At 55.7% G+C, this 22,386-nt stretch carries 21 protein-coding genes; 14 read left to right on the top strand and 7 right to left on the bottom strand.

Going from position 1 to position 22,386, the window contains the following annotated elements; genetic code table 11:
- Positions 1-180: 180 nt before the first annotated feature.
- From ACRZ9U_RS20415 to ACRZ9U_RS20390, 6 genes are all read right to left on the bottom strand, one after another.
- Positions 181-549: an antibiotic biosynthesis monooxygenase gene (locus ACRZ9U_RS20415; protein ID WP_170407142.1), complete on the bottom strand. Its 369-nt coding sequence runs from the start codon at positions 547-549 to the stop codon at positions 181-183.
- Between the two features lie 331 nt (positions 550-880).
- Positions 881-2,113 (bottom strand): Tm-1-like ATP-binding domain-containing protein, encoded by a 1,233-nt coding sequence (locus tag ACRZ9U_RS20410; protein WP_170736131.1) that lies wholly within the window; start codon positions 2,111-2,113, stop codon positions 881-883.
- A gap of 73 nt (positions 2,114-2,186) precedes the next feature.
- Positions 2,187-3,671, bottom strand: coding sequence for an aldehyde dehydrogenase (locus ACRZ9U_RS20405; RefSeq protein ID WP_170407146.1), 1,485 nt, complete (start codon positions 3,669-3,671; stop codon positions 2,187-2,189).
- Positions 3,672-3,676: 5 nt separating this feature from the next.
- Positions 3,677-5,209: a tripartite tricarboxylate transporter permease gene (locus ACRZ9U_RS20400; protein WP_170407148.1), complete on the bottom strand. Its 1,533-nt coding sequence runs from the start codon at positions 5,207-5,209 to the stop codon at positions 3,677-3,679.
- A 10-nt stretch (positions 5,210-5,219) separates the two neighbouring features.
- On the bottom strand, positions 5,220-5,756 hold the full coding sequence (locus ACRZ9U_RS20395; RefSeq protein WP_170407149.1) for a tripartite tricarboxylate transporter TctB family protein: 537 nt from the start codon (positions 5,754-5,756) through the stop codon (positions 5,220-5,222).
- A 62-nt stretch (positions 5,757-5,818) separates the two neighbouring features.
- Entirely contained in the window at positions 5,819-6,748 is a 930-nt protein-coding gene (locus tag ACRZ9U_RS20390) for a tripartite tricarboxylate transporter substrate binding protein (protein ID WP_170407151.1), read from the bottom strand.
- 109 nt (positions 6,749-6,857) lie between these two features.
- Here ACRZ9U_RS20390 and ACRZ9U_RS20385 point away from each other — a divergent pair, with 109 nt between their 5' ends.
- On the top strand, positions 6,858-7,673 hold the full coding sequence (locus tag ACRZ9U_RS20385) for an IclR family transcriptional regulator (RefSeq protein WP_170407153.1): 816 nt from the start codon (positions 6,858-6,860) through the stop codon (positions 7,671-7,673).
- On the top strand, positions 7,670-9,022 hold the full coding sequence (locus ACRZ9U_RS20380; RefSeq protein ID WP_170407155.1) for an aminotransferase class III-fold pyridoxal phosphate-dependent enzyme: 1,353 nt from the start codon (positions 7,670-7,672) through the stop codon (positions 9,020-9,022). Before ACRZ9U_RS20385 ends, ACRZ9U_RS20380 begins: the two co-directional genes overlap by 4 nt.
- Before the next feature lie 34 nt (positions 9,023-9,056).
- Here ACRZ9U_RS20380 and hpaR read toward each other — a convergent pair whose 3' ends face one another.
- The gene (gene hpaR, locus ACRZ9U_RS20375) at positions 9,057-9,497 is read right to left on the bottom strand and encodes a homoprotocatechuate degradation operon regulator HpaR (protein WP_170394006.1); all 441 of its coding nucleotides are present in this window, start codon (positions 9,495-9,497) and stop codon (positions 9,057-9,059) included.
- A 105-nt stretch (positions 9,498-9,602) separates the two neighbouring features.
- Here hpaR and ACRZ9U_RS20370 point away from each other — a divergent pair, with 105 nt between their 5' ends.
- The 12 genes from ACRZ9U_RS20370 to ACRZ9U_RS20315 all read left to right on the top strand — a co-directional run bounded on the left by ACRZ9U_RS20370 (position 9,603) and on the right by ACRZ9U_RS20315 (position 22,383).
- Complete coding sequence (locus tag ACRZ9U_RS20370; protein WP_170394004.1) at positions 9,603-9,986, top strand: 5-carboxymethyl-2-hydroxymuconate Delta-isomerase; 384 nt, start codon at positions 9,603-9,605, stop codon at positions 9,984-9,986.
- 2 nt (positions 9,987-9,988) lie between these two features.
- A complete protein-coding gene (gene hpaE, locus ACRZ9U_RS20365; protein ID WP_170407157.1) occupies positions 9,989-11,500 on the top strand; it encodes a 5-carboxymethyl-2-hydroxymuconate semialdehyde dehydrogenase in 1,512 nt (503 codons plus the stop codon).
- Positions 11,501-11,551: 51 nt separating this feature from the next.
- Complete coding sequence (gene hpaD / locus ACRZ9U_RS20360; RefSeq protein WP_170561957.1) at positions 11,552-12,403, top strand: 3,4-dihydroxyphenylacetate 2,3-dioxygenase; 852 nt, start codon at positions 11,552-11,554, stop codon at positions 12,401-12,403.
- Positions 12,404-12,415: 12 nt separating this feature from the next.
- Positions 12,416-13,399 carry a 3,4-dihydroxyphenylacetate 2,3-dioxygenase gene (gene hpaD, locus ACRZ9U_RS20355; RefSeq protein ID WP_170407161.1) on the top strand — a complete coding sequence of 328 codons (984 nt, stop codon included), beginning with the start codon at positions 12,416-12,418 and terminating at the stop codon, positions 13,397-13,399.
- A 62-nt stretch (positions 13,400-13,461) separates the two neighbouring features.
- A complete protein-coding gene (locus tag ACRZ9U_RS20350) occupies positions 13,462-14,316 on the top strand; it encodes a fumarylacetoacetate hydrolase family protein (RefSeq protein ID WP_480902866.1) in 855 nt (284 codons plus the stop codon).
- Positions 14,313-15,113 carry a 2-oxo-hept-4-ene-1,7-dioate hydratase gene (gene hpaH, locus ACRZ9U_RS20345; protein ID WP_170407165.1) on the top strand — a complete coding sequence of 267 codons (801 nt, stop codon included), beginning with the start codon at positions 14,313-14,315 and terminating at the stop codon, positions 15,111-15,113. Before ACRZ9U_RS20350 ends, hpaH begins: the two co-directional genes overlap by 4 nt.
- A gap of 12 nt (positions 15,114-15,125) precedes the next feature.
- The gene (locus ACRZ9U_RS20340) at positions 15,126-16,184 is read left to right on the top strand and encodes an aldolase/citrate lyase family protein (protein ID WP_480886615.1); all 1,059 of its coding nucleotides are present in this window, start codon (positions 15,126-15,128) and stop codon (positions 16,182-16,184) included.
- Between the two features lie 245 nt (positions 16,185-16,429).
- The gene (locus ACRZ9U_RS20335; RefSeq protein WP_170407170.1) at positions 16,430-16,978 is read left to right on the top strand and encodes a hypothetical protein; all 549 of its coding nucleotides are present in this window, start codon (positions 16,430-16,432) and stop codon (positions 16,976-16,978) included.
- Between the two features lie 862 nt (positions 16,979-17,840).
- Positions 17,841-18,425 (top strand): ANTAR domain-containing protein, encoded by a 585-nt coding sequence (locus ACRZ9U_RS20330; RefSeq protein ID WP_170407173.1) that lies wholly within the window; start codon positions 17,841-17,843, stop codon positions 18,423-18,425.
- Complete coding sequence (locus ACRZ9U_RS20325) at positions 18,422-19,591, top strand: ABC transporter substrate-binding protein (protein ID WP_170407176.1); 1,170 nt, start codon at positions 18,422-18,424, stop codon at positions 19,589-19,591. The genes ACRZ9U_RS20330 and ACRZ9U_RS20325 overlap by 4 nt, the downstream gene beginning before the upstream one ends.
- A gap of 271 nt (positions 19,592-19,862) precedes the next feature.
- A complete protein-coding gene (locus tag ACRZ9U_RS20320; protein WP_480902861.1) occupies positions 19,863-21,227 on the top strand; it encodes a CmpA/NrtA family ABC transporter substrate-binding protein in 1,365 nt (454 codons plus the stop codon).
- A 73-nt stretch (positions 21,228-21,300) separates the two neighbouring features.
- Positions 21,301-22,383, top strand: coding sequence for an ABC transporter permease (locus tag ACRZ9U_RS20315; RefSeq protein ID WP_170407182.1), 1,083 nt, complete (start codon positions 21,301-21,303; stop codon positions 22,381-22,383).
- The last annotated feature ends 3 nt before the right edge of the window (positions 22,384-22,386 follow it).

Below are 22,386 nucleotides of genomic sequence, written 5' to 3'. Positions count from 1 at the left end.
TCAGGTCAAAATTAGAAACGATAGAACGAAATCACGGCTTCTTATAACATAATATCAACAATGCGTCGCCCAACAATTCCTGATGGATGAACCAGGCTGCAACTTTACCCGGCGCAAAGCCCCGTGGATCAACAAAATTACAGGGTTTCCTTGGGGCGGCCGGGATCGCCCGACGTACCTTTAGCCGTTGCTCGACCCAGCTTCGGGGCGTACGAATCCCTGAATGCGATCAACGTTCATGACCTGAAAGAATGGGCTCTCGCTCCCTGGGGCAGAAAGAAAAAGGTGACCACTTTTTTTCAGGAACTTCGAAAAATCCGATCCTTTGCTCAGGTGTTTTTTAAATGCCTTTTCGTTTTTGTAGATTTCCACGAACACAATCTTATCGTCATCGCATGGCGGGACCGAGTCCGCGCCACCTGAGTGCACAAGGTAACCCCAGGTATCAGGTTCGTTTTTCTTGACGTCCCTAGCAAGCCGCCGGAGTGCAGCAATACCTTCGGACCGGGTTTCTGGGTTCAGATACCAAATCGCAATCGTGGTTAGCATTTCCTCGCTCCTTGCATGGGTTGGACCGATCGTCTAAATGCGGGTCCAACGGTTTGGTTGCCGCTCAATATTGGCAACGTCACCGGCGGAACGGGTCGCTAATCCTGGGCATTTGTCGAGTTCAATTCTTCACTTACTGCACAGGTCTTTGGCCACCTTGAACCGGTGACACGATTCCGCCGAAAAATAGTCTTTAACAAGTATCCAAGCGGTGATGGCTATGCATCTAGCTGCAAGTCGGCCGCACGTGGAAGAATGCGCCCGAACTCACCGCCACCGAGGCTGTGTTTGACCTGCGTGTATATCATAAAGACGGGCGTAAATCCTGAATTTATGTTGCGACCACGCCTTCTGCGACCCATTCGTCGAACTGGGCCAATACATGATCGCAAAACGCGGCATCGTTGATATGTGCGTCTATTTCGGTCATCGGAACGCGCCCGGGCATGACTTTACGGGCCTCATCCATCATCTCGGCCAGGGCTTCGGGATTATGCGCCTCTTCACCCTCCTTGTCCCAGGCTTCGACCCCGTGAACGGGCAGAAAAAAGTGAACCGGGCCAGTTGAGGCCTCCAATCGGTTGGTAAGCTCCCGCACCCAGGCACGGCGTTCATCGCCATTGAAGACCGAGCTTTTTATCAGGCGGTTGTGTTCATGAAATGGACGGTCGGCATACTGGTCAGGGATGTCCTGCCATCCGGCAAAATCCAAAAGATCCAACGCACCCGGTGCGACCAGTTGTGGCGTGCCGACACGCCCGGCATTTGTCACGCGATCCTCACCGCTGGAGACCACGGAACCCGCCATCAGGTTCCCGAATTCCTGCATGCAGAAGTCCATGACGCAGGCAAACGCCCCTTCTCCCGCCAGTTTTTCGAATGCCATGCCGCCCATTCCGGTGGAATGAAAAACGGCAACCTCGAACCCGCGCTCTTCCAGCGCTGGTTTGAGCGTTTTCATATAGCGCAGACACGAGGACCCAAGGCTGGTCATCCCGATCAGCGGTTTGCTGCGATCCGGTATTGTGGCAGCTTTTGTGGCACCAACAACAGCGCCGGCCGCTTGCGCAAGCGAAGATTGGCAGATCGAATTCATACCGTAGAGCCCCCCGGCCCACAGGATCATCTGAATGTCCGGAGCCAGTCGGTGCGGCGGGATCAGCGGAGAAAAACTGACGGTCGACACGATGTATTTAGGCACCCCCATGGGCAAGGCCTGTGCACAGTCCAGGGCCAGATCGGTGCCCATAGTGCCCCCGGTCGCCAGCATCCCGTCAAATCGCCCATCCGCATAGGCTTGGGTAACGGCCTTTGAGGCACCGTCTGACATCACGCGAAAGGCTTTGTTCTCGTCCCCTTGTGCGATGACATCTTCGATGGTCATTCCAACCGCTTGGGCGACGTCGTGCTTGGAGATGTCGGTTGGCTCCAAAGGGTCGCCCAATACCGAGACATCCATCGTCAACACATCCGCGCCCTGCGCCTTGATCGCCTGTTCGATGAACCGCATCTCGGGTTCTTTCGTGTCGTAGGTCCCAATCAGCAGGATTGTCTTTGTGGTCATTGGTTCCTCCTATTCATGCGACCTATGGGCCCGAGACAAAGCGGTGAAGACATGTCGTTCAGACGCCCCGCAGTCAGAGCTTTATCCAGGCGGTTTTCAATGCAAAGTACTTCTCAAGCGCGTGCAAAGATTTGTCATGCCCGTTCCCGGATTGACCCACGCCCCCAAGCGGAACGGTCAGGTCCGAGCCGCCATAGGTGTTCACATGCATGACCCCGGTCCGCACTTCGGCCACCATGCGATGCGCGCGACTGAGGTTTGAAGTCCAGACTGCGCCTGCGAGCCCATAGACTGTGGCATTGGCAAGCCGGATCGCCTCGGCTTCGTCATTGAACGGGGTCACGGCCAAGACTGGGCCGAAGACTTCGTTCTGAAACAGATGATCCGTTTCTTTGACACCTGCCATTACTGTAGGGGACATATAGTAGCCCCCGGTTTCGGGCAGAATGCGGTTTCCGCCCGTACGACGTTCGGCACCTTCAGCTTCGGCCTTGGTAACGAACTCCAAATTGGCCTCTAACTCGGGCAGGCTGTGTACGGCACCAATCTGGCTGTTCAGGTTCAACGGATCACCAACGCGAAAGGCTGCGGCGTAGCGCGTGATCTCGGCGACAAAATCCTCGTAGATGTCCTGCTGCACCAGCAGGCGCGAGCCCGCGATACAGACCTGTCCGGAGTTGCGGAAAATCCCGGCGGCCGAGACCTTTGCAGCTTCCGCCAAATCGGGCGCGTCAGCGAAAACAATATTCGGAGACTTGCCGCCCAATTCCAGATAGCAGCGTTTCAGATTGGACCGCGCCGAGTATTCCAGCAGTCGCCGACCTGTCGCGCCGGATCCCGTGAAGACCATGATGTCCACATCCATCGACAAGGCCAAAGCTTCGCCCGCGACCGAACCACGCCCGGTCACCACGTTGAAGACGCCATCCGGAACTCCGGCTTCGGCAGCCAGTTCAGCGATTTTCAACAGGCTGAGCGATGCGCTTTCTGCCGGTTTCAAGACGATGGAGTTGCCCGCTGCAAGGGCAGGGGCGATTTTCCAGCTGCCGATCATCAGCGGGAAGTTCCAGGGCACAATCGCCCCGACAACACCGACAGGCGCATTATGCACGAGGCCCAGAACGTCATGGTTGGTCGGGGCAACCTGACCGTAAACCTTGTCGATGGCTTCGGCATAATACCGGAAGGTGGCGGCAGCCGAGAGCGCTTCGGCCTTGTACGCCATGTTAATCTCTGTGCCATTGTCACGTACGCCCAGCACCGCGATCTCGAGCGCGCGGGATTCGATCAGATCCGCCAGTTTCAGCAGAACCTTCTTGCGTCCTGCAGGGGCCATGCGCGACCACCGACCATCCTCAAACGCGGTCCGCGCGGCGCGCACCGCTGCATTCACATCCGCCGGGCTGCCCTCGGCGATTTGAGCGAGAGGCTGGCCGTCGATGGGCGACAGCACCTCATGCAGGGCGCCAGTTTCACCGGCACGGAAATCGCCATTGATAAAGTGTCCGCGTGTGGCAATCTCCTGCACGCGCAAGGCATCGATGGAAGACTGATCCATGAAAGCTATCCTTGTTGGTTCGGGTGGTCGGAATCCACGGCTGGGACATGGGGTTCGGGGCGCAGCTTGTTTTTGAACTCGTAGTACAGCGTGCGGAAATGCAGGATCAGGATCAGCACAATCAGGCCGAACAGAATGGCTGCGATGGGCCGGTCGATGAAGTCCAGCGGCGTCTTGACCCGAGCCATTGCGCTGCGAAGCTTGGTTTCCATGATTCCACCCAATACCATGCCCAGGATGATCGGGACGATCGGCAGATCAAGCCGTTTGAGGATCAGACCAAAGACGCCAAACCCCGCAGCGATCGCGCAATCGGTGATCGAATTGCGCAGGCTGTATACTCCGACAAAAGCAAGGATCAGGATCATCACGCCGAGGAAGCGTGTGGGGATTTGAATGATCTTTAACAGCAGGTTTGTCGAAAACAGCAGAAAGACCAGAACGATCACATTCAGCAGGATCAGCGCCATATATAGGGCCATGACGAAATCCATCTGGTTCTCAAACAGTTGCGGGCCGGGGATCACGTTGTGAACATAGAAGACCGACAGCATCATCGCCGTAAGCGCTTCGCCGGGTATACCGAGGGCGAGTAGGGGGATCATCGCTGCCCCCGGCACGGCGTTGTTCGCGGCTTCGGATGCCACCAACCCTTCGGGCGAGCCATCGCCGAATTTGTCGGGATTTTTCGAGCTTTTCTGAGCATAGGTGTAGGACAGAAACTGCGAAGTGAACTCACCCGTTCCCGGCACCATGCCCATGAATACCCCGATGCTTGAAGAAACGGTAGCGATCCGTTTCAGGCCCAACAGTTCCTTCAAACCTGCAAAGATATTCCCGCTGACATGGGTGTCCTCTGGAGCGTGGTTCTTTTCCAACAGCAAAAGAAAAGCCTGGCTGAGCGCAAACAGGCCCAGCACAACCACGATCAGGTCAACGCCTGACGCAAGCCAACTTTGATCGAATGTATAGCGGCGCGTATATTTGACGGGCTCCAGTCCGACCGTGTTCAAAAAGACGCCAAATGCAGCAAGCATACCTGCTGCAAAGATCTGTCCTCGATGGGCTAAAACGACCAGAACAATACCTAGCAACGCGGCCAAAAAAATCTCGCGGCTGCCAAAATGCGGGGCGATCATGGCCAACACGGGCGAGAGGACCATCAGGCAGATGATGGCAAAGACCCCCCCGAAGAATGAAGCTGAATAAGCCAGCGATAACGCCCTGTGGCCTTGGCCGCGCTTGGTCATTGGATAGCCATCATAGGTCGTCAGCGCATTGACCGCCGTGCCGGGCGTGTTGATCAGGATGGCCGGGATCGCGCCGCCATACATGGATGATCCGTAAATCCCCAACAACAAGGTCAGCCCGACGATGGGCTCAAAGGCAAAGGTTGCGGGCAACAGGATGGCGATGGCAACGGCAGCGCCCACACCGGGCAGCGCGCCGATGATGACACCACCGATCGAGCCGATGAACAAGGCCACGATGACCTGCCATTGCAGCAGGATTGAAACACCGGACAGAAGGGTATCCATACGTGCCTCCCTACAAATATGTCAGCGCAAAGGCGCGGATCGAGTCGGGAAGGTATTCATAGACAGCCCCTGCCGGGATTTTGACTTGCAGAAACGCTCGGAACACGATGGTGACGACGAAGCCGAACAGGGCTGCGATGCCGATCGCGCCCGAGCCTCGAAATCCTGAGCGCAGCGTCAGAAACACCGCGAACAACATGGTGGACAGCAGATAGCCAAGCTGTGGCACCAGTAGGACATAAATCAGGAAATAAGCCACATATTCCAGAGACCGGACCCAAAACCCGACCTCGGCCCAACGACCATCGATCCGATCGGATAAGGCAGAGCTGAGCCAATGTAAAAAGCTGAACAAGACCATGCACCACACGGCAACGGTGGGCCACAGACCGGGTTGAGCAAACCATTTGGTCCGCTTGACGACCTGCGTCTGCTCCCCAAGCTGAGACAGTAGAAACACCGAGAAAGCCAGGAACAATGCGGCAAAGACAATATCACCCGGACGGCGATACCGTTTGAACATGTCCTGAAGCGTTCTTGCGATCATTTCATCCTCCCAGCCCTATGAAGAAGGCGCGGAAATCACTGCCCGCGCCTCGATCCGGGGTGTTACTCGCCTAGAATCTCTTCTATTTTGGCGAATGACGCTTTATCTTGCTCGATCTGGGCATTCGAAGCATCGGGATCCTGCCAATAGATCAGCGCACCGGTTTCTTCGGCAAGCTTTTTAGCCTTGTCCGATTGCAGTGCTTTTTGGGCTGCGGCGGTGATTTTTTCGCGAACCTCGGGCGGCGTGTCTTTGTGAACAAACAATCCGTTCCACAGCGCCAATGGCAGGTCTGGGTTAAGCTCAACCACTGTCGGCGTATCCGGTACCAGAGCGATCCGGTCGCCGCCGATGCTGGCCAGCACGTTCACTTCATCCAGACAGGGCAGAATAAGCTGGAGCGTGGTGTTGATGACATCAACGTCACCGGACGCCAAGGTGTTGCAGTCCAGCGCATCGAACGCGGCTTCGCTGGCAAAGTCGAAACCGCTGCTGACAGCGGCGGCAAAAGTAACCTGCGTGGGTGGCAGAACCGAGCCAAAGTGGCCGAGTGCCACGTCGTTTGACTTGCCGTGTTCCACCAACTCATCCCAGCTTTGGAACGGGGCGTCTTTGCTCGACGCGATTACGAACGGGTAGGTCATGAAGATGCCGATCGGTTCAAACGGGTTCGGGTTCAATTCAGGAATACCAATCTCGGGCCCGATGACCGGAACACCAATCACAAACGACCCGATCGTATAGCCATCCGCCGGTGCTGTGGCGACTTCGACTGCGCCGGGGAAAGGACCACCACCGCCGCCGGGCTTGTTCACAACAGCTGCCGGTACCCCGTACATCGCCTGAAATTCATCTGCGATCATTCTGGTCAGGACATCTTCAAGATCACCCGGAGGCCAAGGAACCACAAAGGATACCGGCTTTTCGGGGTATTCTGCCAAAGCGGCCGTTGCCGAGGCGGCCATCACGGCTGCCGCAATAAACTTTTTCATTTACACCTCCCAGTGTATGGTTCATTATTTGAACCGTGTTAACAATAATAATCTTGCTTTGTTAAGTTCATTCTGTCAAGGATAACCTCAGCGGAAGGAGGCAAAACACATGGGTGCCGCGCTTAATGCCCTAAAAATGCTGGACTTATTCTCAAATACGATGGCCGAAATTGGCCTGAGTCAGGCCGCGCGCCTGTCAGGGTTGAATAAGGCGACAGCCCTGCGTCACCTACGAGCGCTTGAAGAATTCGGGTTGATCGAACAAAACCCGCAGTCAAAGACCTATACCATCGGACCGGCTGCGCTGCGGCTTGCGGCACTGCGCGAGATTGCCAAACCCGGTCTTGAAGGCGCGCGCCAGAAAATGCACTTGGCCATGCAAGAGGTTGGCGAAAGCCTGCACCTAACGCTGCTGGAACAGGGCAGCCTGCAAACCGCCATCGTGGTTGAGACGACCAAGCACAGCGTTCGCGTCAGCCTTGATCCAAGCGAGATCATCCCGGTCAACGCGACTGCGGCGGGTCTATGTATGCTCAGCTTTGGCCCACCTTTCCTGCTGGATCGTCTGGATCAGGAAGCGCAGGTACGTTTCACCGAATCCACCCTGACAGACCCGGATCTGATCAAGGAAAAAGTTGCTCTGATCCAGCGGGCTGGCTGGGCCAACAGCAACGGCAGCTACGAAGAAGGTGTTTTTGGATTTGCGACCCCAATCTTTGGCATCGACCAAGTCGCCCTTGGGACCATTTCGATCGCGGTCCCAGAAATCAGAGCTACCCGTGAACGCCTGCCCGTGATTCTGAAATCCCTTCAATCCCTCTCGCGCGATCTGACCGCAAATTTCGGCGGCCAGATGCCCGAGGCCTTTCCAACCGAGTTCCACCCATCAGCGAAAGTGGACAACCCCCGGAGAACCGCAACATGAAAGACTCCAACTTTCTCAAGGAGAACAACGCCCGCCATTTCTGGCATCCGATGGCGCACCCGGCTGACAGCCGGAACAACCCTCCGACCATTCTGACCGGCGGGGAAGGGGTTAGCATCATCGATGTGGACGGGCACAAGGCCATCGACGCCGTGGGCGGCCTTTGGAACGTCAATCTGGGCTATTCCTGCGATCCGGTGAAACAGGCGATCACTGATCAACTGAATGCGCTGCCGTATTATTCGACCTTCCGGGGCACGAGCAATGACAAGGCGATCGAGCTGTCTTACGAATTGGCGCAGTTCTTTGCCCCTGACGGGCTTACGCGCGCCTTTTTCACCTCGGGCGGATCGGATTCGGTGGAAGTCGCACTAAAGCTGGCACGCCAGTACCACAAAGTTCGGGGTGAGGCCGGTCGCACCAAGTTCATCAGTCTCAAGCAGGGATACCACGGCACCCATTTCGCTGCCGCTTCGGTTAACGGCAATCAGAAGTTCCGCGCCGTGTATGAACCCATGATGCCAGGCTGTTTTCATGTGCCTGCGCCTTGGACCTATCGCAACCCGTTTGACGAAACCGACCCTGAACGCCTGGCTCAGCTTTGCGTCAAAGCGCTTGAAGCCGAGATTGCGTTCCAGGGGGCCAACACGGTTGCCGCCTTCATCATGGAGCCGATTTTGGGCGCAGGCGGCGTAATTCCGCCGCACAAAAGCTTTATGCCCATGGTGCGTGAGGTTTGTTCGAAGAACGGTATTCTGCTGATCTCAGACGAAATCATCACGGCGTTTGGTCGAACCGGTAGTGAAAGCGGAGCGAGACATTGGGGCGTCCAGCCTGACATCATGACGACGGCCAAGGCGATCACCAATGGTTATTTCCCGTTTGGCGCCGCGATGATCTCGGGGGCAGTTGCCGAGGTATTTGAAAATGACACAACCGGGTTGGCATCCGTTGATCAGGGATACACCTATTCCGGTCACCCCGTCGGCGCGGCGGCGGCACTGGCGGCTCTTTCAGAAATCAATCGTCTGCGGATTTGGAAAAACGCTGCAGCACGCGGGGATGAGCTGTTAGAGGGCTTGAAGAAACTGGCTGAAAAGCACGAGGTGATCGGTGACGTCCGAGGGGGCGAGGGCCTTATGTGCGCGCTGGAACTGGTCTCGGACCGCGCAACCAAAGCGCCGATTGCCAAACAACTGCCAATACAGGTGCAAAAGGCAACTTATGAGGATGGTGTGATGGTGCGCGTATCTGGCAACAACATCATCATTTCGCCACCTCTGATTGTCACATCCGACGATGTTGCGAAGATCCTGTCAGCGCTGGATACAGGATTGTCGAGTTTGTAGTCGTCGCGCAGACCCCGCTTGCCAACTGGCGGGGTCAAACCTTAACAGCCTGCAGCTCTTCAAGTAGGTCCAGTAGCTCATCAAGCTTCTCTCGCCCCATCTGCGCCTCAATACTATTTGAAATGGCCAATGACGCTTGAAGGTTGTCTTTCAAAATCTGCCGACCCGCATCTGTAATCATCACCATCGTCCGCCTTTTATCCTGGCTGTCCTGACGACGTGTGACCTGCCCATCGGCTTCCATGCTGCGCAATATTCGCGTCAGGCTGGGCAGCAACAGACAAGCTTCTTTGGCGATAGCGCTTTGCTCGACCTCGCCAAGCTCATCCAGTACGCGCAGGACGCGCCATTTTTGCTCGGATATCTGGATGTCCTGCAGCATGTCCCTGATGGGGGCCATGATCGTTTCGCGGGCGCGCAATAATGCAATAGGAAGCGACCTTGAGGTGCTCTTGGTATGGCTTTGAGTGTTCATGCCGCCTTCTAGTGTGCTGCCCCAGGAAATGCAAAGATTAACAACGCAACTTCTTGACGACATAATCTCAAAATGCTAAACATGTTAATTAATAACGGAGGAATCATGCCGCATTTTCACGTCGAATATTCCTGGAATCTGGAAGACAGGATCGACATGGGCGGTCTGTGCGATTGCATCCGTGCAACGGCCGCTGAGATTGACACCTTTCCGCTAGCAGGCATTCGCGTCCGAGCGATCCGTGTTGATCACTATGCCATCGCAGACGGAAATCCAAAGCATGGGTTCATCGATATCTCGATCCGGCTGCGGGCCGGTCGTTCGCAGGCCGACAAGAAGGACGCAACGCAGCGCATCTTCGAGGCGGCCCGAACCTATCTGGAACCCGCCATGAGCCAGCATTCCATCGCGCTGTCGCTTGAGATGCGCGACATCGATCCCGACCTCTCCCCCAAAACCGGCACGATCCGCGACCATCTGGAGGCCTGACCATGAGTGACCTGCACAAGAATATTGAACGGCTTGATGGTTTCCTTGCCCGTTTCAAGAAGACCGGGATCAAGAACCGGATCGCAGGAGAAGATCAAGATGGGTCAGCAGGGGTGTTTCAGACGATCTCTCCGGTGGATAAATCGGTGATCTGCGACGTCGCCCATGGCACTACGGAAGATGTCGATACAGCAGCACAGGCCGCGCATGAGGCCTTTGCAGATTGGCGCGACATGCCCGCCCCGGAGCGCCGCCGGATATTGCTGAATGTTGCAGATGCGATTGAGGCAAGAGCCGAAGAGATCGCGCTGTGCGAATGCTGGGATACCGGCCAGACCCTGCGCTTTATGTCCAAAGCCGCCCTGCGAGGGGCTGAGAATTTTCGCTATTTTGCCGATCAGGTGGTTCAGGCGCGGGATGGTCAACACCTGAAATCACCGACACTGATGAACATAACCACCCGCGTCCCAATCGGGCCCGTTGGTGTCATCACGCCGTGGAACACCCCGTTCATGCTTTCGACATGGAAGATCGCTCCGGCACTGGCCGCTGGCTGTACGGTCGTCCACAAACCAGCTGAAGATTCACCGCTGTCTGCGCGGCTATTGGTCGAAATCGCGGAAGAAGCCGGTCTGCCCAAGGGTGTGCTGAACACTGTCAACGGTTTTGGTCCAGACGCCGGTAAGCGGCTGACCGAACATCCATTGATCAAAGCCATTGCCTTTGTCGGTGAAAGCCGTACTGGCAGCATCATTACCAAGCAAGGCGCAGATACGCTGAAACGGATGCATCTGGAGTTGGGCGGTAAGAACCCGGTCATCGTCTTTGACGACGCCGACATGGATCGCGCGCTGGATGCGGTGATCTTCATGATCTATTCGATCAACGGCGAACGCTGCACGTCTTCTTCGCGGTTGCTGGTACATGATACAATCAAGGAAGAGTTCGAAGCCAAGCTGATCGAGCGCGTGAACAATATCAAAGTCGGCCACCCGTTGGACCCTGCAACCGAGATTGGTCCTCTTGTAACGGAAGAGCATTACAACAAGGTCACTTCATACTTCGACATCGCCAAGGAAGACGGCGCGACCGTCGCGGCCGGTGGCGTCAAGGTGGGCGAAGAGGGGTACTTCGTACGGCCCACCCTGTTTACTAACGCTAACAATCAAATGCGCATCGCACGCGAGGAAATCTTTGGCCCTGTCCTGACCGTGATCCCGTTCTCGACTGAGGAGGAGGCGCTGCAGATCGCAAATGACACGCAATATGGGCTGACCGGCTATGTCTGGACCAACGATCTGACCCGCGCGTTACGTTTCACGGACAAGCTTGAGGCCGGAATGATCTGGGTGAACTCGGAAAACGTGCGCCATCTGCCCACACCGTTTGGCGGGGTCAAAGCATCCGGCATCGGGCGCGACGGCGGCGACTGGAGCTTTGAGTTCTACATGGAACAAAAGCATGTCGGCTTTGCCACAGGCCAGCACAAGATCATGCAATTGGGTAAGCTATAGCGGCCCCTCAGACGACAATCGCGCGAAAAACCTTAACTCCAGGAGCAGACCATGGGAGAAATCGTTCTTGCCGCCAAAATGACCCATGTGCCGACTCTGCTCATGTCTGAGCAGGAAGGCCCGGTTAAAGGCAAACGCCAGCCTGCCATTGATGGTCACCGCAAAATCGCGCGCCGTGCAAAAGCGCTGGGGGCGACCACGGTGATCATCTGCGACACGCATTGGGTGATCAATGCCGGGTTCCACATCAACGCTAATGAAAAATTCGAAGGTCTGTTCACGTCGAACGAGTTCCCGCAGTTCATCCAGGACCTGCCCTATTCCTATGAGGGCAATCCTGAAATGGGTGATGCCATCGCAAAGATCGCGTCGGACAAAGGCGTCTACACTTTAGCGCATCACTTGGACAGTCTCGAACTGGAATACGGTACGCTGGTCCCGATGCGCTTCATGAGCCGCGAGCATGATATGAAAGTCGTCTCAGTCGCGGCCTGGGCCACGGTGCATAGCCATGACGAAAGCCGGGTCATTGGTGAGGCCATCCGTGAAGCGGTTGAGGCCAGCAATGAAAAGGTGCTGTTGGTCGCGTCAGGCTCGTTGTCGCACAAGATCTGGGCGAACAAGGATTATGCCGCCAATAACGGCACTTTCACCATCAGCTCGGAATTCAACCGGCAGATGGACTTGCATGTGCTCGAGATGTGGAAGAACGGCGACCACGCCACGTTCCTGAAAATGCTGGGCGACTATGCCAATTTCTGCTGCGGCGAAGGCTCGATGCATGACACGTCGATGCTCTACGGAGCGTTGGGTTGGGACGCCTATGACAAAAAATGCGAGGTTGTGACCGAGTATTTCCCAAGTTCCGGCACTGGTCAGACCAACGTCATCTTCCCCGTTTAACAGGAGGTTTCAATGCCCGTTCCAGCCCCCAACCTGTACCCAGACTTCAACACGATCCGGCTAAGCCATGTTTGCCTGAACGTCAGCGATCTTGTTGCTTCGCGCAAATTCTACTCGGAGATTCTGGGTTTGCAGGTCTCGGACGAAAGCGACACACATGTCTACCTGCGCGCTATGGAGGAACGTGGACATCACTGTGTGATCCTGCAGAAATCCGATCAGCCGGGCACCGTTGAAGTCATGGGTTTCAAAACCTTCGACGAAGAGGATCTGGATCGGGCCGAGGCGTATTTTCAATCCAAAGGCCGACCGACCTCATGGGTTGATCGCCCCTATCAGGGCCGGACTCTGCTAACCTCGGACAATATGGGCATACCGCTAGAGTTCTATCACAAGATGGGTCGCCTGGAGCCGATCCATCAGAAATACGCGCTCTATCGTGGTGTGAAACCGCTACGGATCGATCACTTCAACTGCTTCTCGACCAATGTCGATGACAGTGTCGCATTCTACAGTGATTTCGGGTTCCGCGTGACCGAGTATACGGAAGACGAAGACAGCAAGAAACTGTGGGCCGCGTGGATGCACCGCAAGGGTGGGGTGCATGATATGGCCTTCACCAATGGCAAAGGCCCACGGATGCACCACGTGGCCTTCTGGGTGCCAACACCGCTGAACATCATCGATCTGCTCGATCTAATGGCCACCACCGGCTATGTGGACAACATCGAACGCGGCCCGGGGCGACATGGTATTTCGAATGCTTTCTTCCTGTATATACTCGATCCCGACGGACACCGGATTGAGATTTATTGCTCGGATTATCAGACCGTTGACCCCGATCTGGAGCCGATCAAATGGGACCTGAAGGACCCGCAGCGTCAGACGCTCTGGGGCGCTCCGGCGCCACGCAGTTGGTTTGAACACGGCACATCCTTTGTCGGTGTGGATGTAAACGAGCCAGACCTGTCTGCGTCTCCCATCATCGCACCGTAAGCAAAGTATGCTTGATCTAAAACTCTCAGTATGGGCGGGTTCCATAACGCCTAGGAGGCCTGATGCGCATTGCAACCTACACTGCCAACGGTGAAACATTTTTTGGTGCGATCACAGATGAAGGCGCGGTCGCACTAAACAGCGAATTTGCCGAGTTCAAAAGCCTCTACGAGGTTGTCGCCGCCGGGGCGTTTGGCCAATTGACCAAGGCTGCCGCAGGAAAGCCCGTAACCCACACGGATTTCACCTTTGAGATGGTGATGCCGGATGTCCGCCGTATTCTGTGCGTTGGCGTGAACTTTCCAGATCGCAACGCGGAATACAAAGATGGCAGTGCCCAGCCGAAATACATGTCGCTGTTTCCGCGCTTCGCCAGCGGATTTACCGGCCATAATCGCCCTCTGATCCGCCCGCCCGAAAATCACACGCTGGATTACGAGGGCGAAGTGGCCATCGTGATCGGCAAAGCAGGCCGCCGGATTTCGCAGGACGATGCCTATGACCATATCGCTGCCCTGACCCTGTGCAACGAAGGGACAATCCGCGATTGGGTTCGCCACGCCAAGTTCAACGTCACGCAAGGCAAGAACTGGGACAAATCGGGCGCCATCGGCCCTTGGCTGGTCCCTTTCAATGACGCTGCCCAGTTGGATGACGCCCGCATTCAGACTCATGTGAATGGTGAATTGCGTCAGGACGATACGTTGAACCGAATGATGTTCCCGATCCGGCGCGAGATTGAATACATCCCGACCTTTATGACGCTTCAACCGGGCGATATCATCGTTACCGGCACCCCAACCGGCGCAGGTGCACGATTTGATCCGCCAAAATACCTGGCTCCCGGCGATGTGGTTGAGGTATCCGTCGATGGGATAGGCACCCTGCGCAACACCATCGAGGATGAGCAGATATGACCCCCGAAGACCATGCGCGCGCTGCCGCCGATCTGCTGAACGCGGAAAGGACGCGACAGCAGATCGGTCTACTGACATTGCGGTATCCCGAAATGGCGATGGATGACGCTTATGAAGTGCAGAATGCCATCTATCGGGCCAAGCTGGCGGAAGGGCGCAAGGTCATCGGCTGGAAGATCGGGCTGACCTCGAAAGCGATGCAATATGCTTTGAATATCGACATTCCTGATAGTGGTATCCTGTTTGACAACATGGCCTTTGAAAATGGCGGGACCGTTCCCGCAGGTCGTTTCATCCAACCACGTATCGAAGCCGAGATCGCCTTTGTCATGAAGGAGGCCATTGGTGGCGCCGATGTGAGCCGCGATCAGGTTTTGCGGGCGACCGACTATGTTACTCCGTCCATCGAAATCCTCGACACTCGTATTAAGCGGGCAGACCCTGGGACTGGAAAGTCCCGCACTGTATTCGACACAATCAGCGACAACGCCGCAAATGCCGGCATTGTACTAGGGGCGGAACGCCACCCAGCGGATGCATTTGACCTGCGATGGGTAGGGGCCCTAACCTTCCGCAACGGCGAAATCGAGGAAACCGGCCTGGGTGCGGGCGTATTGAATGATCCGGTCGAAAGTGTGGTCTGGCTTGCCCGTCGCATGGCGCAATACGGCCAGAGCATTGAACCCGGCCACGTAATCCTGTCCGGCAGCTTCATTCGCCCGATCGAATGCCCATCGGGTGCGGAAATCCACGCCGATTTCGGATCGTTCGGATCCGTCGACATCAATTTTGCCTAAAGGAGCAGCGACATGCCCTCACCAAAAAACACCTTTAAGGCTGCATTGAAGGCTGGAAAGCCTCAGGTCGGGTGCTGGATCGGAATGGCCGACGCATATGCAGCAGAAATTTCCGCGACCGCAGGGTTCGATTGGTTGTTGGTCGATGGCGAACACGCACCAAACGACCTGCGCTCGACCCTTGAACAGGTGCGAGTGATCGAAAGTTCGGGCAGCGCGCCAGTCGCACGTCTACCGATTGGTGAGACATGGATGATCAAGCAATATCTCGACGCGGGTGTTCAGAGTATTCTGGTGCCGATGGTCGAAAGCGCTGATCAGGCGCGCGAACTGGTGCGAGCGGTGCAATACCCCCCACGCGGCGTCCGAGGTGTGGGATCATCCCTTGCGCGGGCTTCGCAATTTGCCAAAATCCCGGACTACCTCGATACGGCGGATGAGCAGATTTGTCTGCTGGTACAGGTAGAGAACAACGCGGGCATGGCCGCTCTGGACGACATTCTGACAATTGATGGAGTAGACGGAGTTTTCATCGGACCTGCAGATCTGGCCGCCGACATGGGTCATATCGGCAACGCCGGGCATCAAGATGTTGTGGAGGCCATTGAAGACGCGCTGACCCGCATCGTCGCGGCAGGTAAAGCCGCGGGTATCCTAACACTGGACCCTGCAATGCAGCGTAGGTGTCTTGAGATCGGCGTGACCTTTCTGGCCACTGAAATTGACGTCACCCTTTTCGCAAAAAGCATGCGCGCCAAAGCGCAAAACGGCCTCGCGCTTTTGCCGCGACAAAACGCTATCGGATCGGCGACAACAGAAAATGCCAGCAAGTACTTACAGCAATTGTGCAAACATTGGTCACATAAGGGACAGGTCGAGTTCGATGCAGATACTGGAACCGTTTCTTTTGGCAGTGGCAATGTCGTCGAACTAAAGGCGACGCCAGTAGCGCTGGAAGTTTGCGCCTCGGCGCATCAACGCGGTGACCTAGACAGTTGGAAGACGGTGATTTCCGATCACCTAAAACGGTTTGCCTTTCGCGAAGAGCTTGAACTGAACTGGGATGACTAGCGACTTTTGCTAAGCTGGATATCGCAGAAAAACAAAGAGGCCCATCAGGAACTTTGTTTTTGGTCGGAGTGAGAGGATTCGAACCTCCGACCCCTGCCTCCCGAAGGCAGTACTCTTGCGTATCGGCAGGGCTCGCCCAGTATAAATCGGTATTCTAACTTTATGTTTTACAAAATAAATTACCGGCTACTGAGTCTCAAGAGGTTCTGAGGGGTATTTCAGTCGGGGCTGCCCGAGGGGACACATTGGCAACTGAAAAACGAAAGCTTACTGATGCTTTTCTACGCTCGATCGAGCCTGAAAAAGCGCGGTTCGAGATCGTCATTTGGGACATTGAAGTAACGGAGCTTGGACTCCGCGTCAGAAGTCAAAGCATGTCTTACATAGTGCTATATTGCCCGGTAAGGCAGAGACGCGCGGCCAATGCGAAGCGGTTCAAGATCGCCTCTCCTAATTCGATTGCAAATGTCAAAGGGGCACGCGGGATGGCACTCGCAGTTTTGGGCAAGTTTGCATCAGGGGAAGATCCAAACGCAAAGCGCGGAGAAGAGAAGCGACGGACTCTCTCAACTGTCAAAGAACTGTTGGATCGATATGACCAGCTTCTAGAGCGCCGCAAATATGTGACCCATATCGACGTACTAAGTCTGCTTCGAAGTCGTCTCCGCCCTTTGCTCGGTCGCGCGATTTCAGAGGTCAAAACATGGGAATATGCTGAAATCATCGAGCGTCTGGATAAGAGAAGTGGTGGAACAGCTGGTGGCACTTTTCGCACGCACTGCTCCATTTTTTGAACTGGCGCACATTCGATGCCCGTGTTCTGGAGGTCAATCCGCTGGCTGAATATCAGAGCCGTCTGAACACTCGATCAGAGCGCGTCAAGAAATCTGAGATGGGTCGAGCCTAAACTGACGAAGAGCTTCGTACCATCTAGATAACAGCTGATCCGGAATCCTCATTCGGACGACTCGTGCGCTACCTGATTCTAACAGGCTGTCGGCGCGATATCCGCGCCTCTTGAACGAACGTATCGTCAACGAGGGCTTCAATGCACTGGAAGAACTTATTGAATTCGCTGCAATTGTGGAGACCCAACCAAAGAGTGGGGCTAAGATAAAGGTGCTGGCAATCTCTCGCTTCTTTTAAAACACCGTGCACAATATCTTCGTAGGTTCGCTGTACGGCCTCCTAGACTTCGATCGAGCTCTGGGAACAACTCCTAAAGTACGAGTTTTTCCGACGCACGATCCTGGTTAGTGATTGCTAATTTGAGGCCAACGATGCCTAAAACCAACATACGAATAACCCGAAGCATACATTTCTTATACACTAATCAGGCGGGAAGCAGTCATTCGCTGCGATCGAGGCCTCACATGGTTCTAGCTGTCAAAGCGGACCTTCGATTTCGCCTGGTCTGCTGAAGTGCAATTGGCCCTTCCAAAACCAATGGGTGACGCAAAGGACAAACCAATGATTCGACTCAATGCGCGACCGCGGTGTTCACGGCAGATTTCTTTGTTGGCATGTAGAAAAACTGTGCAGACATTCCACTACTTACAAAAATAAGCTGATAAATTGGGCGAACCGCTAGCCTGCTCGCGAGTTTGATGATCTTGAAATTGCGATCAACTCAAGCTTGAGTTCGATTGAGTCTTCATGAAACAACACCTGACTGTCGTTGTCGTCGAGCAAAATCAAGAACGTGCTTTTGCAATTGTAGATGCCTTGAAAGAGACTGGAGACGTAGATGTTTCTGTGATCGGCAACGTCTCTGGGTTAGCACGTAAAATTGCAACGCAAAGCCCAGACATTGTCCTGATCGATATAGACAACCCCTCTCGAGATATGTTGGAAGAACTTACCGTTGCTTCGGGCCCATTGGAACGACCCGTGGCTATGTTCGTCTCAGGCGCCGCAGGCGGATTGGCAAAAGCTGCTGTTGAGGCCGGTGTATCGGCCTATGTTGTCGATGGATTGCAAGCTGAGCGAATTAAACCTGTTATCGATACCGCCATCGCTCGGTTTCAGGTGCTGCGCCAGATGCGGACTGAACTTGCAGAAACCCGCCGTGCGCTTGAAGAGCGTAAAGTGATCGACCGCGCAAAAGGTTTGCTGATGAAAGCCAAGGGCATTTCGGAAGATGAAGCCTATGCGCTACTCCGAAAAACCGCGATGAACCAAAACCGCCGCGTCGCCGAGGTGGCCGAAGCCTTGGTCACTGCTTCGGGGTTGTTGTCATGAGAACCGTAACACTGCCCGTCGCGTATATGCCGCTTGTCGACGCGGCCCCATTGATCGTCGCGCGCGAGATGGGGTTCGACCATGCTGAAGGCATCTCGCTGGACCTGCGTCCGGCGCCATCGTGGTCCTCTCTGCGCGATATGCTGGCCTTTGGGCATGTGGACGCGGCGCATCTACTATCGCCTGTCCCCGTTGCGATGGCTTTGGGTCTTGGTGGAATCGCGACACCGCTATCCGCGGTATCTGTCCTGTCTTTGAATGGCAATGTTATCGGTGTTGGAACGCAATTGGCCGAGCGATTGATCGACCAGGGCTATGGTTTTGATTTCACTGATGCCGCTGCAGCTGGGGCTGCACTGGCAAAAGCTGCCGATGAAGTCTTGGTGTTTGGCGTGCCTTTCCCATTTTCAATGCATGTCGAGCTGCTGCGCTATTGGATTGCGGGAACCAAACTGGCCTCAAAACAGGTCGAAATCCGTACCGTCCCGCCGCCACTCATGGCGCAGGCGCTTGCGGGAGGCGAGATCGATGCCTTTTGCGTGGGCGAGCCTTGGGGCTCCTTCGCAGTGGACGACAGTGTTGGCGCACTGCTGTTGCCCGGAAAGGCGATCTGGACTTGTGCACCTGAAAAGGTGTTGGCAGTCAGAAACGACTGGGCCGAGACGGAACCGCATTTGCTGGGAAGTCTCATGCGGACTGTATGGCGTGCGGGACGCTGGCTGTCAAACACGGACAGCCGAACAACCGCGTCCGAGATGCTGTCACGCAAAACCTACCTCAATGTCTCACCCGAGCTGATCGACCGAGCGTTAATGGGTGAGTTCGCCATATCTGCACGCGGCGAGCAACGCAGTGTGGAAGGGTTTGTCGAGTTTTTTGACGGTGCTGCCACCTTCCCGTGGCGTAGTCAGGCAAAATGGGTCGCGCATCAATTGGCGCTAAGAAACGGGCTGGACGTCGGGACAGCGGAACGACAAGCAGCCAAGGTCTTTCGAAGTGATCTCTATCGTCGGGAGTTGCAAGGGCTTGGTGTGGAAACACCCGGCGCATCCGAGAAACTTGAAGGAGCTTTGTCTGAGTCGACGGCCGTTGCCTCAGCCAATGGCAGCCTGATTCTGTCTCGGAACGTCTTCTTCGACCGGCGCATTTTCGAGCCCGCAGGGTAAGATTGCACAATTTTTTTGCAGCGCAGCATCTCTTTTTGCTGCGCTGCAGAATTCTCGAAGTGAAGATGTCAAAAAATGATGACGTCGCACTGCGCGTCTGACTTAATCGGGACATCGGAAGGCAACGACGCCCACCGACGGAATTCGCCCACAATCCAGGGCACCTTAGAAGAGCAAAGCCGCTCGACCATCCGCCACCTCCTCCCGGCGGACTGTGTCGGCGGCTTTTTTTGTTTGCCCATGGGGTTGGGCTGAACCGAAAGGGATCGAGATGAAAAAGCTTCTTTTAGGCCTCGCCGCGACGACGGCGCTTGTGTCTCCAGCACTGGCCGAATTGGAACTGGAAAAAGACGAGCTGACCTTTGGCTTTATCAAACTGACCGACATGGCGCCGCTGGCTGTCGCCTATGAGAATGGGTACTTTCTGGACGAAGGCCTGTTCGTGACGCTGGAAGCACAAGCAAACTGGAAGGTGCTGTTGGATGGCGTGATTGACGGACAGCTTGACGGCGCACATATGCTGGCTGGACAACCATTGGCCGCAACCATCGGGTATGGGACCGAAGCCCATATCATCACGCCATTCTCAATGGACCTGAACGGCAACGGCATCACCGTCTCCAACGAGATTTGGGAAGAGATGAAGCCGAACATCCCGGTGATGGACGACGGCCGTCCCCAGCATCCGATCAGCGCCGAGGCTCTGGCCCCGGTTGTCGAGAAGTACAAATCAGAAGGCAAGCCCTTCAACATGGGCATGGTCTTCCCGGTTTCGACCCATAACTACGAGCTGCGCTATTGGCTGGCCGCCGGTGGTCTGCATCCGGGTTACTACAGCCCTGAAAACGTGACCGGTCAGATTGGTGCGGATGTGTTCCTGTCGGTGACCCCTCCACCGCAGATGCCTGCCACGTTGGAGGCCGGCACGATCTATGGCTATTGCGTGGGCGAGCCGTGGAATCAGCAGGCTGTGTTCAAGGGTATCGGCGTTCCGGTTATTACCGACTACGAGCTGTGGAAGAACAACCCCGAAAAGGTCTTTGGTCTCAATGCCGAGTTCGCAGAACAGTACCCCAACACCACTCTGGCCGTGACCAAGGCCCTGATCCGCGCAGCGATGTGGCTGGACGAGAACGAAAATGCCAACCGCCCTGAAGCCGTCGAGATTCTGAGCCGGGCTGAATATGTGGGTGCGGACTATGAGGTTATCGCCAACTCGATGACCGGCACGTTTGAGTATGAGAAGGGCGACAAGCGTGAGGTCCCCGATTTCAACGTGTTTTTCCGCTACAACGCGACCTATCCGTTCTACTCGGACGCCGTTTGGTACCTGACGCAGATGCGCCGCTGGGGGCAGATTGCCGAGTCCAAGCCCGACAGCTGGTATGACGAGGTCGCCAAGTCCGTCTACAAACCCGAGATCTATTTGGAAGCCGCCCGCTTGCTGGTCGACGAAGGTCTGGCGAATGAAGCCGACTTCCCCTGGGACAGCGATGGTTACAAAGCGCCGACCGCAGCTGAGGAGATCATTGACGGCATCGCTTACGACGGACGCACACCCAACGCCTATCTCGAAAGCCTGTCCATAGGCCTGAAGGGCGAGCAGAAGATCATCGGCTCGGACGTGCAAGGCTAATTCCCCAAAACCCGCGCCCGGCCCGCGCCGGGCGCAGCCCCCAAAGTGCCCCGCCATCGCAAGGACACATCAGATGACAACGGTCGATCCCGAATTCAACGCAGACGCCGCCCGAGAGGAACGTCGCGCCCGCCTTTTCACCCGCATCAATGCAGCCGACAAATGGTTCCAGGTGCTGGGACTCAGCTGGGCCACACCCATCCTGAAAGCTGCTGCCGGAGACAATCCCCGCGCTCAGATGACCGAGATATGGCGGTTGCTGATCGTGCCTCTGTTGTCGATCTGCGCCTTCTTGTTGCTGTGGGGAACGCTGGCCCCCAAGGTGCAGACCTCTCTCGGCGCGGTTCCGGGGCCGGCGCAGGTTTGGGAAGAGATGGTCAGCCTGAACCAGGATGCCAAGGCCAAAGCGGCCAAACGCGCGAAGTTCGAGGCCATGGTCGAGAAGCGCAATCAGAAATTCATTGACGCTGGCCAGCCGGAGAAAGTGAAAGAGGTCGCCTTCACGGGTGCTCCGACCTATTACCAGCAAATCTGGACTTCGATCAAAACAGTGTTTTTTGGGTTTCTGATCGCCACCGTCATCGCGGTCCCACTTGGTATCGCGGCCGGCCTGTCTCCGACTGCAAATGCAGCCCTAAACCCGCTAATCCAGATCTTCAAACCGGTCTCGCCTCTGGCCTGGTTGCCGATCGTCACGATGATCGTCTCGGCCGTTTACGTCACCAATGACGGCTGGTTCGCGAAATCCTTCCTGATCTCGGCCATTACCGTGACTCTGTGTTCGCTATGGCCCACATTGATCAATACATCTTTGGGTGTAGCCTCCATCGATAAGGACCTGGTGAATGTCTCCAAAGTCCTGAAAATGAACACCTATACCAAGATCACCAAACTGGTGCTGCCCTCTGCCCTGCCTCTGATCTTCACCGGCCTGCGCCTGTCACTGGGCGTCGGCTGGATGGTTCTGATTGCGGCGGAAATGCTGGCGCAGAACCCCGGTCTGGGCAAATTCGTCTGGGATGAGTTCCAGAACGGTTCCTCCAGTTCGCTCGCCAAGATCATGGTTGCGGTCTTCACCATCGGTATCATCGGCTTCCTGCTGGACCGGGTGATGTACGCGCTGCAATCCTTGTTTACCTTCACAAACAACCGGTGAGTG

It is taken from the genome of Ruegeria sp. D7 (assembly GCF_056534355.1).
The sequence above is the reverse complement of the archived record's forward strand: the minus strand, read 5'-3'. Positions and strand labels throughout refer to the sequence as shown.

Bases quoted from the DNA above. Each gene is read 5' to 3' on its own strand.
- ACRZ9U_RS20415 (WP_170407142.1), bottom strand. From the start codon at position 549: ATGCTAACCACGATTGCGATTTGGTATCTGAACCCAGAAACCCGGTCC.
- ACRZ9U_RS20410 (WP_170736131.1), bottom strand. From the start codon at position 2,113: ATGACCACAAAGACAATCCTGCTGATTGGGACCTACGACACGAAAGAA.
- ACRZ9U_RS20405 (WP_170407146.1), bottom strand. From the start codon at position 3,671: ATGGATCAGTCTTCCATCGATGCCTTGCGCGTGCAGGAGATTGCCACA.
- ACRZ9U_RS20400 (WP_170407148.1), bottom strand. From the start codon at position 5,209: ATGGATACCCTTCTGTCCGGTGTTTCAATCCTGCTGCAATGGCAGGTC.
- ACRZ9U_RS20395 (WP_170407149.1), bottom strand. From the start codon at position 5,756: ATGATCGCAAGAACGCTTCAGGACATGTTCAAACGGTATCGCCGTCCG.
- ACRZ9U_RS20390 (WP_170407151.1), bottom strand. From the start codon at position 6,748: ATGAAAAAGTTTATTGCGGCAGCCGTGATGGCCGCCTCGGCAACGGCC.
- ACRZ9U_RS20385 (WP_170407153.1), top strand. From the start codon at position 6,858: ATGGGTGCCGCGCTTAATGCCCTAAAAATGCTGGACTTATTCTCAAAT.
- ACRZ9U_RS20380 (WP_170407155.1), top strand. From the start codon at position 7,670: ATGAAAGACTCCAACTTTCTCAAGGAGAACAACGCCCGCCATTTCTGG.
- hpaR (WP_170394006.1), bottom strand. From the start codon at position 9,497: ATGAACACTCAAAGCCATACCAAGAGCACCTCAAGGTCGCTTCCTATT.
- ACRZ9U_RS20370 (WP_170394004.1), top strand. From the start codon at position 9,603: ATGCCGCATTTTCACGTCGAATATTCCTGGAATCTGGAAGACAGGATC.
- hpaE (WP_170407157.1), top strand. From the start codon at position 9,989: ATGAGTGACCTGCACAAGAATATTGAACGGCTTGATGGTTTCCTTGCC.
- hpaD (WP_170561957.1), top strand. From the start codon at position 11,552: ATGGGAGAAATCGTTCTTGCCGCCAAAATGACCCATGTGCCGACTCTG.
- hpaD (WP_170407161.1), top strand. From the start codon at position 12,416: ATGCCCGTTCCAGCCCCCAACCTGTACCCAGACTTCAACACGATCCGG.
- ACRZ9U_RS20350 (WP_480902866.1), top strand. From the start codon at position 13,462: ATGCGCATTGCAACCTACACTGCCAACGGTGAAACATTTTTTGGTGCG.
- hpaH (WP_170407165.1), top strand. From the start codon at position 14,313: ATGACCCCCGAAGACCATGCGCGCGCTGCCGCCGATCTGCTGAACGCG.
- ACRZ9U_RS20340 (WP_480886615.1), top strand. From the start codon at position 15,126: ATGCCCTCACCAAAAAACACCTTTAAGGCTGCATTGAAGGCTGGAAAG.
- ACRZ9U_RS20330 (WP_170407173.1), top strand. From the start codon at position 17,841: ATGAAACAACACCTGACTGTCGTTGTCGTCGAGCAAAATCAAGAACGT.
- ACRZ9U_RS20325 (WP_170407176.1), top strand. From the start codon at position 18,422: ATGAGAACCGTAACACTGCCCGTCGCGTATATGCCGCTTGTCGACGCG.
- ACRZ9U_RS20320 (WP_480902861.1), top strand. From the start codon at position 19,863: ATGAAAAAGCTTCTTTTAGGCCTCGCCGCGACGACGGCGCTTGTGTCT.
- ACRZ9U_RS20315 (WP_170407182.1), top strand. From the start codon at position 21,301: ATGACAACGGTCGATCCCGAATTCAACGCAGACGCCGCCCGAGAGGAA.